Annotated in this window: 9 protein-coding genes and 2 pseudogenes; 8 read left to right on the top strand and 3 right to left on the bottom strand. The window is 67.8% G+C overall.

Translation table 11 applies throughout. The features are described 5' to 3' along the window. Nucleotides 1-559: transposase (locus ACZ5K7_RS48000; protein WP_468924884.1), on the top strand; the 559-nt coding region annotated here is incomplete at its 5' end. Between the two features lie 37 nt (nucleotides 560-596). Here the strand turns inward: ACZ5K7_RS48000 and ACZ5K7_RS47995 are convergent. Continuing rightward, nucleotides 597-685: pseudogene (locus ACZ5K7_RS47995) on the bottom strand (amino acid ABC transporter permease); the annotation flags it as partial. 42 nt (nucleotides 686-727) lie between these two features. Then, on the bottom strand, nucleotides 728-3,685 hold the full coding sequence (locus tag ACZ5K7_RS47990; protein ID WP_468924882.1) for a tetratricopeptide repeat protein: 2,958 nt from the start codon (nucleotides 3,683-3,685) through the stop codon (nucleotides 728-730). 311 nt (nucleotides 3,686-3,996) lie between these two features. Here ACZ5K7_RS47990 and ACZ5K7_RS47985 point away from each other — a divergent pair, with 311 nt between their 5' ends. From ACZ5K7_RS47985 to ACZ5K7_RS47970, 4 genes are all read left to right on the top strand, one after another. Then, nucleotides 3,997-4,443 (top strand): hypothetical protein, encoded by a 447-nt coding sequence (locus ACZ5K7_RS47985; protein ID WP_468924880.1) that lies wholly within the window; start codon nucleotides 3,997-3,999, stop codon nucleotides 4,441-4,443. A gap of 284 nt (nucleotides 4,444-4,727) precedes the next feature. Next, nucleotides 4,728-5,045, top strand: a complete 318-nt coding sequence (locus ACZ5K7_RS47980; protein ID WP_468924878.1) for a hypothetical protein — start codon at nucleotides 4,728-4,730, stop codon at nucleotides 5,043-5,045. Nucleotides 5,046-5,398: 353 nt separating this feature from the next. Further along, entirely contained in the window at nucleotides 5,399-6,292 is an 894-nt protein-coding gene (locus tag ACZ5K7_RS47975; RefSeq protein ID WP_468924876.1) for a hypothetical protein, read from the top strand. A gap of 841 nt (nucleotides 6,293-7,133) precedes the next feature. Next, on the top strand, nucleotides 7,134-8,048 hold the full coding sequence (locus tag ACZ5K7_RS47970) for a replication-relaxation family protein (RefSeq protein ID WP_468924874.1): 915 nt from the start codon (nucleotides 7,134-7,136) through the stop codon (nucleotides 8,046-8,048). 321 nt (nucleotides 8,049-8,369) lie between these two features. On the opposite strand, the pseudogene ACZ5K7_RS47965 reads toward ACZ5K7_RS47970, so the two are convergent. Next, nucleotides 8,370-8,669: pseudogene (locus ACZ5K7_RS47965) on the bottom strand (transposase family protein); the annotation flags it as partial. On the opposite strand from ACZ5K7_RS47965, the gene ACZ5K7_RS47960 reads away from it, so the two are divergent. The 3 genes from ACZ5K7_RS47960 to ACZ5K7_RS47950 are packed head-to-tail and all read left to right on the top strand — an operon-like array spanning nucleotide 8,661 to nucleotide 10,192. Next, complete coding sequence (locus ACZ5K7_RS47960) at nucleotides 8,661-8,909, top strand: hypothetical protein (RefSeq protein WP_468924886.1); 249 nt, start codon at nucleotides 8,661-8,663, stop codon at nucleotides 8,907-8,909. The pseudogene ACZ5K7_RS47965 and the gene ACZ5K7_RS47960 sit on opposite strands and share 9 nt — an antisense overlap. Next, the gene (gene istB, locus ACZ5K7_RS47955) at nucleotides 8,906-9,691 is read left to right on the top strand and encodes an IS21-like element helper ATPase IstB (RefSeq protein ID WP_468924872.1); all 786 of its coding nucleotides are present in this window, start codon (nucleotides 8,906-8,908) and stop codon (nucleotides 9,689-9,691) included. Before ACZ5K7_RS47960 ends, istB begins: the two co-directional genes overlap by 4 nt. Nucleotides 9,692-9,733: 42 nt before the next feature. Continuing rightward, on the top strand, nucleotides 9,734-10,192 hold the full coding sequence (locus ACZ5K7_RS47950) for a hypothetical protein (RefSeq protein WP_468924870.1): 459 nt from the start codon (nucleotides 9,734-9,736) through the stop codon (nucleotides 10,190-10,192). The last annotated feature ends 177 nt before the right edge of the window (nucleotides 10,193-10,369 follow it).

The following is a 10,369-nucleotide window of genomic DNA, read 5'->3' as shown; positions in this document are numbered from 1 at the left end:
CCCGCTCAATCTCCAACCCCACCCGGGCCGGAAAGGGGCCGAAAGGGGGGGTTGGAAAAAGGATCCCGACCGGGAACCGAGGCCCCCCCGGGGGGCGACCTCCCCCCCCCCCCCCCCCCCCCCCCGGCACGGGGTCAGGCACCTGTTCGCCGCCTACGACCTGACCCAGGACAAGCTCTACGGCCACATCAAACCGAAGAAGAACCGGGTGAGGTTCCTGGAGTTCTGTCGCTACCTGCGCACCCTCTATCCGCCCAAGATCCGTATCGCGATCGTGCTCGACAACTTCTCCCCACACCTCACCACGAAGAAGGACACCCGGGTCGGCGACTGCGCCGCAGCCAACAACGTCGAGTTCGCCTACACACCCACCAACAGCTCCTGGCTCAACCGCATCGAAGCCCAGTTCACCGCCCTGCGCTACTTCGCACTGGACGGAACGGACCACGCCAGCCACAAGGAGCAGGGAAGCATGATCCGCCGCTACCTCATATGGCGGAACAAGCACGCCGCCGACGAACGTTTACGCGAGGTCGTGAACAGGGTGAACGTTGCTTGATGCGGCACTAGTGCATGACCTGGACCGCCGGTCGGCTCGGCACCGCCTGGTTACCCGCGCGGATCGTCTCCGCCGTGTACGCGGCCGCCACCAGGCCGAGTGCGAGGCGACCTTGCCGTATGCGCCGGGATCCGACCGTCGCCAGGGGCTGGCCGTAGGCGGCAGCGGTCAGGAATTCCGGGAGGCCAGAAACTCCCTTATCTGCGCCAATGGTTGGGCCGCCTCCTCAAGACCTCTCCGCACGGCTTCAGCCATCCAGGACTCCGCTTCCGCAAGCAGTCCCCGGTCGGCCAGCAGAGCTCCGAGGTTGAGCGCTGCCCTCGAGTGCCCGGCCTCGGCCGCTATACGGCACCACAGCTCCATCCGCTCCTCGTCGCCGTGCTCGGCAAAATAGGACGCGCAGCCGAAGGCGGTGTCCGCGTCCCCGTGCTCCTCGACCTGCCGCCACCAGTACTCGGCCTCTACCTGTCTGTCGGGCTTTTCGAAGAGCAATAGGCCCAGCACGAAGGCGGCTTCGGGGAGACCACCCGCCAGGCGACGGAGCCTTTCCACCGCTTGTTCCGTCTCCCCGGAGTCGATGAGCCACTCCGCGAGCCTGAGGTCCGCCTCCTGGTGGCCGGCCTCGGCCGCTCTCCTCCACCAGGATGCCGCCTCCTCTGCTTCACCGCGTTTGGACAGCAATATGCCGACGTTGTAGGCGGATGCAGGGATCACGGGGGCCGAGATACGCCACCAGTGTTCGGCTTCCTCAAGCTTCCCTTGAACGTAGTACTCCCTCCCGATGTTGTGTGCAGCATCGGGGCGACCGGCCTCGGCGGCCCACTGCATGATGGTCCGGGCCACGCGCGGGCTGTCCTGCAGCCGGGCAATGGCATATGAGATGGCCTCTTCCGCGTCCTCGGGGTCGCGGAGCAACTCAAGAAGCAGGGACCGGCCTTCTTGGGAACGCCCTTCGCACGTCAGCAGATCAATCAGGTTGAGACATCCCTTCGCGTCACCGACGTCCGCGGCCCGGCGAAGCGCGGCCTCGGCTCCGACGAGATCACCCTCCAGGCGGAGGAGGATTCCGAGGTTGTTGAAGGACTCGATGTGTCCGGCTGCGCCCGACCGGCGGTACCACTCCTTGGCCCCTTCGAGGTCGTCCTCCTCGGACAGCCGTACAGCGAGGTTGAACATGGCCACTTCGTGGCCGCCCTCGGCTCCCTTGACATACCAGGTCCTGCCCTCGGCCCGCTTGCCCTGTGTGCTGAGGAGCACGCCGAGTTGGTTGGCAGCCTCCGCGTTTCCGGCCTCGGCGGCGACCCGCCACCATTTCTCGGCCTCCGCGAGATCACCGCGCTCGTCAGCGGCGAGGCCCAAAATCTCTGCGGCCCGGTCGTGGCCTCGTTCGGCTGCTCGGCGCAGCCACAGCTCAGCCTGTTCGGCACCGCTCAGCCGGAGCAAGTGCCCGTATACGTACATCGCCTCGGTGTCTCCGGCTGCGGCTCCCGCCCGCCACCACGGCTCCGCCTCGGTCTTGTCGCCGCGCATGTACAGGAGTTTCGCCAGAGTGGTGATGGCCCTGACGTATCCGCCCTCCGCGGCACGGCGCAACCATGTTTCGGCCTCCTCCTCGTCCCCTTCATCCCGGTAGTGGAGGTAGAGGTTGAAGGACGCGACGACCAAGCCGTCCTCCGCCGCCTTCCGCCACCATCCCGCGGCCTCCTCCTCCGCTCCCTTCATCTTGAGGAGTGCGCCGAGGTTGAGCTGGGCGACCGCAATCCCAGCCTCGGCGACAGGACGCAGCAGCGGTTCGACCTCTACCGGATCCACGCCTTGGAACAGCCGTGCCGAGGTGTAGTTGATGACCGCTTCCTCGTCGCCCAACTCGGCAAGGGGCCGCCATGCCTGCTCAGCAATCGCCCACTGCTCGCTGAACGAAGCGATTCGGGCGATGAGCGGGCGCGTCCCGTCGTCGGCGTGCTTCAGGGCGGCGCGCCACACCGAGTCCGGCACGTCCGGTGCGTGGGGGTCGCGGGCCACAGAGTCGACGAGGTAGTCGAATGGGCGTTTGGTGCCCTCCCGCTCGCCCTCCATCAGCAGGCTGGCGACGCCAAAGCGGACCTGCGAGGTCCAGACCAAGGCGTCGGCGTACGGTTCCGGCCGCAGCGCGGCGCCGCCCAGGGCCTTGAGGTAGCCGTGGTGCGCTTCCTGCAGCAGGGCCACTGGCAGGTCGCCGATCAAGCCGACGCGGGCCAAGTCAACAGCAGCTGCAACGAGGGCCGCCCCCCGTGGATGGCCGCCCTTGGCCGTGGCTCGCGCTGCCCTGCGCCACTCGGCGAGGAGTTCGGGCCCGGCTGCCAGGTACTCGGCGATGCCGTGGACGCCATGACGGGCATGGGCCTCATGCAGGCGGCGGTCGTCCGCCTGCGCCACGCGGGCGAGTTCGGCGTCGCTCCACAGCCGCCGCACGACAATGGGCTCCACCATGTTCAGGACCCGCCGTCCAGAATCGGCCGTCATGCGGGTCGAGCCGCCTTCACCGGTGAGCTCATCCGCAGTCTCCCGCAGGGTGTCATAGCGCTCGTCGCGCAGAGTGGCCAGCACCACAAGGTGGGACCTGATCAGCGACGTCAGCAACGACGGTTCGAGGCCGCCCGGCCCCAGGTAACGCTCGAGATCGTCGAGCCACAGGACGTGCCGGTCATAGGCAGGCTCGTTGGGTGCCCGACGCAACGGCCGCAGATCGGCCTCCGAAGGCGGGGCGAGGAGCAGATGTCCGGGGAGCACCTCCCGCACGGCTTCGAGGGCGGTGCGACTCTTGCCTGCGGTCGAGTCGCCGGTAAGCAGCACGAACCCGCCCGACTCGGCCGCGATTCGTAGCTCGTCCCGGACCTGGCCGTCCACGTCGCGCAGGACGTAGGGCGGTAGCGCCGATCCGTCGCCGCCGTCCGAGCGGGCACGGTGCACACCGAGGCCTAGCAGGTCGGTGACGGCCACCGGCTGCCAGTTCCCCAGAGCCGACGAGTCTGCGGCGTCGGCGGCGTAGTAGTGAATTCCACCAGCGAGGTAGGTCGCCGCCACCCCGCCGGCAACGGCGAGGACATGGGGCTGCTCGGCGACATCTGGCAGTGAGGACGCGTACACGTCTCCGGGCAGGCTCAGCTTCGCGGCGAGCCTAGCTGCGGACGATATCCCCGGGTTGCCTCGGGTGGCCGCCCCTGCGTGTTGGGCGGGTCGTGTGAGGGCTGTTGAATCACTGGTGCCGGCAGCGGGCAGTGGTGTGCTCGTGGAGGCCGGTCCGTTCAGCCCTGGGACGGATCCGGCTTCTGAGGGCGTCCGATATGCGCACCTCCGTGGATAACCCCCGCCGCGATCGCACCCTTCTCGGCGCGGACGTCCATGTTTCCGCCCACGGCCAGTCCTCCCGGTCCGGCCGACGCCCCACCCTGGGGGGCGTGCTGAACCAGCAGGGTGTGCAGTTCTTCGGCGGCCTGCACACGTTCGTCCTGGTCCAGGCCCTCCAGCAGGGCCTCGACACGAGCCTGCCAGGCTGCCTCGTGACGGATACGCACCACCTCGGCCTGGGCTGTTTCCGCGGACTGAAGTTCACCAGCGGTCTGGTCCAGGCGTTCGAGTTCCGCCCGCTCGCGCTGTGCGTCACCTCGACTGAACCAACGTGCCACCGCCGTCCGCAACCCGGTCCACGCGTCCGTCCCTGCCGCCCGTACAACCGCTGCCCCACCGGCCGCGGCCAACGCCGTCAACGCTTGTTCCAGCATCCCCGTTCGCCCTCCCCAAGAGCAGTGATCTCGCCAGAACGGTACGGCCCCGGATCGGCTGTGCGCAGCGTTATAGGAAAAATGCCCGGGCCGGGGCTCTTCACGCTCCAGGGCAGCGACTGATCCGGGGGAAAACCCCTGACCTGCGGAAGCGGTCCAACCCGCCGGGCCAGTTGGCCATCTGCCACCGTTTGCGGGCCGGTAGACGGTGCTGCACTCACCGATGCGGCGGTTGCGCAGAGTGACGGGCTAGGAAGGCGAACAGTCCTGTCGGTTAGTGGTCAGGGCTGTTGTGTGCGGGCTGCGGGTTGAGTTGGGGCTACAAGAACGGACAACGGACAGAAGGGAAGGACTCCCATACTGCCGCGACTAACGCCGTCTACACCGGCCGAGCCACCCCGAGGACGGTGAAGCTCCTCCCGGACGGGACCACGTTCCACGACCGCACCGCGCAGAAGAGCCGCCGCCAGGAGCAGGGACACCAATACGCGGCCGCTCAACTCGTCGCTCTCGGGGCTCCCCCACCAAAGGACGGCAGCGACCCGGCGGTCTGGCTGCGCGAAGCCCTGGCCGCAGTCGGAGCCCGCCGGATCCGGCACCGCGGCGCCCACCGGTTCGTATTCCGGCTCGGCCGGACCCGCCAGGAGCGGGAGTCCATCGAACTCGGCATCCCCGCTCGACAGCCCTATCCCAAATGTGTCGACCCGGAGCCTGAGGCCACTTGAAGGTCGGTAGCCAACGACTTACTGCGCTCGCTGTCTCCGAGGCCTGTCCCCCAGCAGCACACCGCCCTGCCCCAATGGCCTGCCGGGACGGCGAGTGGACGTGGTGCGGGTACATGCGGCTCATCGCCAGCGGCAAGAATTTCGGTTCAGGTGGCTTGCCAACTCACAGTATCGCTATCTAGTATCGAATCTCGGAGAGTGCCGGCACCAACGAAAGTCTGCTGAGACCACGCGCCGCCCGAGAGGAGACACTCCATGATGCAGGCTGACGGTACCCTCCGCTCCCACCGCCCTTCACCGCGTCCGCGGCACGCAGTTCGTCCACTCTCACAACGCCTTCCTGGAGGAAGACGATGACCGGCACCGACAAGAACGAACTCGACGAGCACGAGCTCCTGACCGCCAAGGAGATCCATGCCGAGTTCGGTCTCAGCCCGTCACGCCTGAGCGAGCTGTATCGGGACCGCGGCGCTACCGGATGCCCGGAACCGGACCATGTGGAGGGCCGGCAGCGCTGGTGGAAGCGCGGCACCATCGGCCCATTCCTCACAAGCTACCGCGCGGCGAAGTCTTCTCAGTCGGCTGTGCGCCACAGCCTGCTCGCCGGCCCCCGCGACCAGCTGCTGTCGACCTCGGATGTGGCGAAGGCACTCGGCCACAAGCGGACCGTGACCCTCCTCGCCTGGCTGCAGGACCGGCCCGGGTATTTCCCCGAACCCGACGTCGTGGAGACCACCGAGGGCGGCCGCCTTCGCCGCTCCTGGTACCTGGGCACCGTGACTGACTGGATCAATAAGCGGCCCGGCCCGGGCAACACCCAGAGCAAGACCCGGACGGAGGCGGCGGCGCCGGCCGAAGACGGGGATCCGGATGAGCTGCTCGACACCAAGCAGGCCGCGCCAATGCTCGGCTACAGCAGCCACCTGGATCTCAACCGGGCCATCGCCCGCGGCATCCTGCCGGAGCTCGCAGAGCCGGACGAGCTGGTGCGCAGCGACAAGGGTCTGACCAGCAACCGGTACAAGCGCCGGCGGGTCATCGCTCTCGCGCGAGCCCGCCAGCAGGCGCCTGCCAGTGCCGTACTGGCCCAACAGCGCATGGAGGCCGCTCTGCATGCCCTGCGCGCGGCTGCAGAACCGGGCATGGTCGCCGTATCGGCACTGGCCGAGGCCCATCCGGGCCACGGCAGCACCACCGCCTGGCAGAAGACGATCGATGAGGCCCGCCGCACCATCCAGGCGGGCTGACCCTTCGAGAGCGCAGGTAGAGCGACGTTGTCGCTATCCTGCCGGTGTACGGCACTCGGCTGTGGGTTCCTTCGTGTAGCCCTGGCGGGCCGGGTGTGTCGGCCGGTGGCCGGAGGAGGCTGTCAACCTCCCACCGGGATCCTCGGATCCCGGGCCGGCCATCGCTCATTTCAGGCGGTTGACTCGCCGGCGGGCTCGATGCATTCGTCGCCCATGCCGCCGGCCCCTGCAGCTGCGGGAGCACCGTCGGACGGCGCTGAACCGAGGGCCAGGATGGTTGTGCCCACGTGGTCGGGCCCACCTCAGGTCTGACCACGGTCGCTGTGTCCCCATCGTGACCCTGGCGGCGCCTCATGGTCGGCGGTCCGGTCGGGGGTGGGGGATTTCCTCAAGGTCAGCAACAGCCCGTCCTGACCGGGAGTTTGACCATGCATCCTGCACATCAGCCATCGGCAAGGGAGCCGACGGGGCGCATGGCCGGCGCATACCGCCGGCACTGCCAGGGCCTAGTTCGACTACCGCTGCGTCTCCCGTGCCGTGCGGCCGCCGTTGGCACAGCGCGTCCAGGCACCGACGTCCACGGCCCAGTCACCGCGCTGCGGCAGTACACCCGATCTGGACATCGTCGCGCGGGTCGGCTCGGTCGCCGCACGGCGCTCTGCCGGACCGTACGGCTGTACCGGCATCCACATCAACTGCCCGCATCGCGATGAAGTCCTCGCGCACCAGGTGCGTCCTCGCCAAACTGCGGCCCGCGAGCCTCCGCCCGGCGAGTGGCTTCGTCCCAGCGCATCTGCGCAACCACTGCGGCCCTCTGTCTGCCGAAGCCGAAGGAATCCCCGTGACCACCCCTGCCAACGACTCTGCCTCGACCGGCTCCGCCATATTCGCCGAGCCTCTCCCTCATCAGCTACTGGCCGCGCTCGCCCTGCACCGAATGGCCACCACCAGCCAGCTCCACATCATGCTGCGGCCCAACGCCGGCCGCCGGATCATTTCCAGACCGCTGAGCAAGTTGCGACAGGAGGAACTCATCGACTACACGGTGCTGCCCCGGTCCAACGCCACCCGTGCCTGGTACCTCACTGGCGAGGGGGCCGGCCTTACCCGGGACTTCCCCGCGCTGCGGGGCCGTCCACCGTATCCGATCACCTCTGCCACGGCCGCCTCGCTGAAGACGTCGCATACGCTCACCGTGGTCCGCACACATCTCGTCTTCGCCGCTGACGCTCGTCGCCACGGCGACGAGCACGGCCATCTGGACTGGACACCGGAGGTGTCCCACCCCCTCGGAGACGGCGAAAGGATCATCGCGGATGCCGTGATGTACTACACCCGAATCGACGGGGACCAACGCACGAAACTACGAGCCTTCATCGAAGTGGACCGGGCGACGATGAGCAGCGAACGGCTCGCATCCAAGCTGATCGACTATGCACGACTGTGGTCATACCAGCCTCAGGCCGTCAGTCGTCAGCGCTCCTCGCAGCCGGCCGGGACAGGGGCGGTCTGGCTCCGCTGGTACCCGGTCTTTCCCAGGGTCCTGTTCGTACTGGCCGGAGCCTCCCGAAACACCCTGAGGAACCGGATCAGCGACATGCGGGCCATGGTCGCCCAGCATCCCCTCGTGGCGGCCTTCGCCCGCGAAGTGCGGCTCGGAGCCGCGCTCCTGGAGGACATCGAGCGCGACGGACCGACCCAGGCTGTGTGGGTTCCTCTGGCGGGGGGTGAGCTGCGCCCGTGGATCGCCTTGTGACAATCCCGTCAGCCCACGCTTTTCGTTCAGCTACGCAAACGCATCGAGATGAGCCAGGAGCCCAGCACGGTCGCCACCGTCGTCAATCTGTCCGTCAAGCCCGCCGGAACTGCCGGCCACGGCTACCGCCGGTACTACAGCACTTCAATGGGGTGTTGGTCGAGTATATCCGCCCATTCCAGGACTACGCCCAGCCGATGGCAGAGGCCGCGCCGGACCATAGGAAGCCGCAGGTCGCTATGGCACCCACCCGGCCTCGTTCTTCCCGAGGCCGACATCTCCCACCCTGTGCGCTTGGGTTAGAGCGGCACTGAGCCGTTTTCAACCTTGGTTTGAGCAGGTCAGGTGGAGGGTCAGGACGGCCTGGACAAGGCTGGTGATGCGAGTGGTGCTGCACCGCAGCTTGCGCAGGAGTCGCCAGGTCTTGAGCGTGGCCATGGCCTGCTCGCCCAGCGCCCGGATTTTGGCATGGGCGCGGTTGACCGCCTGCTGGCCTGCGGAGAGCTTCTCCCAGCGACCGTGGTAGGGCACGCGGACGGTTCCGCCGGCTCCTTGGTATCCCTTGTCGGCCCAGCAGCGGATGCCGGCTTCGGCCAGGGAGTCGAGAATGCCGTGTTCGCGGTGGGGACCTGCACCGCGGACGTAGTCGCGTTGGAGGCCCGCAAGGCCGCCGAGATGGAGGGCCGGTCCCCGACCGTCGCCGCCACCACCGTGCTGTCGGAGCCGGTCGCGCCGCCGGACCTGCCGCTGCCCAGCCTGACCGAACGCCGGGCCACCCGCCTGCCCGCCGACCAACGACCCCTGCCCGCCCTCGAACGCTGGGACCAGCTCCTGCACCGCCCCGGAAGGGAATCGCGATGACCGGCCCGCACCACACCCTGACCGAGCCCGCCTCCGACGCCGCCATCGACACCGCCTGCCGGGTCCTGCGGCTGCCGACCATGCGGGCCCAGTTCGCCGATACCGTCGCCCGCGCCGAACGCGAGCACCTGTCCTACCGCGGCTTCCTCGCCGAACTACTCACGGCCGAGTGCGAGGACCGTGACCGCCGACGGTCCGAACGCCGGATCCGCGCGGCCGGCTTCCCACGCTCCAAGTGGTGGCTTTCCGATTTCGACTACACCGCCAACCAGAACGTCACTCCGGCCCTGATCAACAATCTCGCCACCTGCGAATGGGTCAAGAAAGGCGAACCCCTCTGCCTGATCGGCGACTCCGGCACCGGCAAATCCCATCTCCTGATCGGTCTCGGCTCCGCCGCCGCGATGGCCGGCTTCCGGGTCCGCTACGCGCTCGCCGCGAAGCTCGTCAACGAACTTGTCGAGGCCGCCGACGAGAAACAGCTGACCAAGACCATCGCCCGCTACGGACGCGTCGACCTGCTCTGCATCGATGAACTGGGCTACCTCGAACTGGACCGCCGAGGCGCCGAGATTCTGTTTCAGGTTCTTACCGAAAGGGAGGAGAAGAACAGTGTCGCGATCGCCTCGAACGAATCGTTCGGAGGCTGGACCAAGACCTTCACCGACCCCCGGCTCTGCGCGGCCATCGTGGACCGCCTCACCTTCAACGGCACCATCATCGAGACCGGCACCGAGTCCTACCGACTCGCCCAGACCAAAGCCAAGCAACAGCGCGGCTAGAAATCGAATGGAGATCCACGACATCCCTGGCAGGCTGGGAGCATGGCGTCTCCCGACGATCAAGAGCTGAGCGCAGCCGTTCAGGATGCCGACTCCCCGGACTGGTCCGTTCGCGCGGCGGTCGGTCGGCGGCTCGCGACATCGGACAAGATCGACGAAGTGGCGGACGTCCTCCACCGCCTCCTCTTGGATCTCCAAGACACCGGGGTCACCCAGGACACGGCCGAGGCCCTGCTCGCGCGCAAGGACACCGCCGGTCTCCGCTGCGTGCTGTTGGCCAGCAGTCAGGCTGTCGAGTTCTCGACTGCAGATCAGCTTGAAGCCGCTCTGGACTGCGACCCCGAGTGGATGACGACCGAAGGCCCGGACCGGCTGATCCAGCAGCTGCACGAGCTGGCCGCGGATGACGACGCCGGGGTCCGGGACGAGGCCCAAAGGATCCTCTCGCGTCTGCGGCCGCGCGAGGAATGGGCACGAGTCTGGGACAACGACCCGCTCTGATCCGACACGACAGCACAGCCAAGTCCTCATGGGCCTGTCCGTCACCGACGGGGCCACTCCGAGCCGGAAGCCGGGGCCAACTCAAGGGTCTGGCACAAGTTCCGTGAGCCGGACACGCGTTGTAGTTGTTGATCTTCTTGCGGTGGGTGCGGAAGTCGCCTTGAAATCGTTCCTCGT

Source organism: Streptomyces sp. NPDC031497 (assembly GCF_055580905.1).
Note: the sequence above shows the minus strand (reverse complement) of the source record. Positions and strands in the feature narration are given on the sequence as shown.

What these genes read in the sequence shown, in the direction of transcription:
- istB (WP_468924872.1), top strand. Translation starts at nt 8,906, where the DNA reads ATGACCGGCCCGCACCACACCCTGACCGAGCCCGCCTCCGACGCCGCC.
- ACZ5K7_RS47975 (WP_468924876.1), top strand. Translation starts at nt 5,399, where the DNA reads ATGACCGGCACCGACAAGAACGAACTCGACGAGCACGAGCTCCTGACC.
- ACZ5K7_RS47950 (WP_468924870.1), top strand. Translation starts at nt 9,734, where the DNA reads ATGGCGTCTCCCGACGATCAAGAGCTGAGCGCAGCCGTTCAGGATGCC.